Below are 1416 nucleotides of genomic sequence, written 5' to 3'. Positions count from 1 at the left end.
CCCGCCGCATCGTGCCGTCGGTGTCGGCGATCTTTCGTCTTGCGGCTTCGTCGCTTCTGATCGTCAGCCGCTTCGATAGGACTTTTGCGGCCTCGACGATTGGCTCCATCGTTACGACCGGAGCGTCCGGAGTTTTCATGTATCTCATGCTCATTATCCTTTCAGGCAAAAATGAAAGCGAGCGCCGAGCAGATGTCCGCTCCGGCAAGTTAGGCACGGCGACAAAGTTAATTTCTTTACGATCCAGGCCAGCAGTGCTGAACCAAAATCGGAGTTGCCGAGTCGCGGATCAAAAGCACAGCGTAGGCCTGCAACTGATCCTCGGGGATCTGCTTTTCAATGACCGAGTTGTGAACGCGTCGCGCAGAATATTGCAGTCAAAAGTTGAAATAGCATCGGCCGAATGATCGTTGTCCATAATGCGGCTCCCATCGAGGGGCGGGAAAGCGATGGTCGCTCTCAAGCGCCGGTACCGATGTCCCGGCCGGCGACAATGCGACTGTACACACCCACAGCTGGTTAGCGAATCATTCCAGCAGCTTGCCGGTTTGTCAGCACAGGTCAGTCGGGTCGGCCTCGTCCCGCCGCTTGGCGTCCTGATCGTTCAACCGTCTGACCATCTCGTCCGCTTCACCAGCATTAACTCCGACCATGACCTTGTGGCCGGACTCGGCGGGCTGGCCGGTGAAGACGTCGAAAATGGTCCAGCTGTCCGGATGGTCCATCCGAAGCGCGTAGCGGTTGCCATATTCCGAGTCCTCTTGGTTCTCGCCCGCCACCGAGCGGTTCAGGCGTGCACAATGAAAAACACTGCCGCCAGCACAACGACTGTCCACAGGGCCACGCCCAGCTTCGAAACCAGGCTCGCCCTGTGAAGCGAGCCCCTCCCGAATGCTGGCAACCACGTTCTTCATGCTGCTGGATCTGGCCGGCGTCGCCGCAACGGCGACCGGCGGCTTGACCCCAAGCGTGCGGAATACCGGAAGCAGTGTCGGTTCACGCATGGCTTTCTCCTGGCGCCAGGTCCTCAGTATCCCATTCCGCCCATGCCGCCACCGCCGCCACCCGCAGGTGCTGCATCCTTGGCCGGAACGTCGGTAATCATCGCTTCGGCGGTGATCAGAAGGGCTGCGATCGAACCGGCATCCTGGAGTGCGGTGCGCACCACTTTCGCCGGATCGACGATGCCTGCCTTGATCATGTCGACATAGACCTCGTTCTGGGCGTCAAAACCCTGATTGTGGTCCTTGCTGTCGGTGAGCTTGCCGACGACGATTGAGCCTTCGACGCCGGAATTCTCGGCGATCTGGCGGATCGGCGCTTCGAGCGCCCGCAGCACGATCGTGATGCCGGCCGTGACATCGGCATTGGCGCCGGTCAGGCCGCCAAGCGCCGAGCGGGCACGCAGCAGAGCGA

Annotated in this window: 3 protein-coding genes; 1 reads left to right on the top strand and 2 read right to left on the bottom strand. The window is 60.5% G+C overall.

All coding sequences use genetic code 11. The annotated features are described in order from the left end of the window. On the top strand, nucleotides 1–407 hold a 407-nt coding region (locus tag EN925_RS35795; protein WP_164894660.1), incomplete at its 5' end, for a hypothetical protein. Nucleotides 408–551: 144 nt separating this feature from the next. Here the strand turns inward: EN925_RS35795 and EN925_RS41215 are convergent. Next, complete coding sequence (locus EN925_RS41215; RefSeq protein ID WP_245460988.1) at nucleotides 552–1004, bottom strand: hypothetical protein; 453 nt, start codon at nucleotides 1002–1004, stop codon at nucleotides 552–554. A gap of 23 nt (nucleotides 1005–1027) precedes the next feature. Beyond that, nucleotides 1028–1416: TCP-1/cpn60 chaperonin family protein (locus tag EN925_RS35780; protein WP_281040694.1), on the bottom strand; the 389-nt coding region annotated here is incomplete at its 5' end.

The organism is Mesorhizobium sp. M7A.F.Ca.US.006.04.2.1 (genome assembly GCF_004022915.1).
Classification (GTDB): domain Bacteria; phylum Pseudomonadota; class Alphaproteobacteria; order Rhizobiales; family Rhizobiaceae; genus Mesorhizobium; species Mesorhizobium ciceri.
This window is presented reverse-complemented; position numbering and strand designations above follow the sequence as displayed.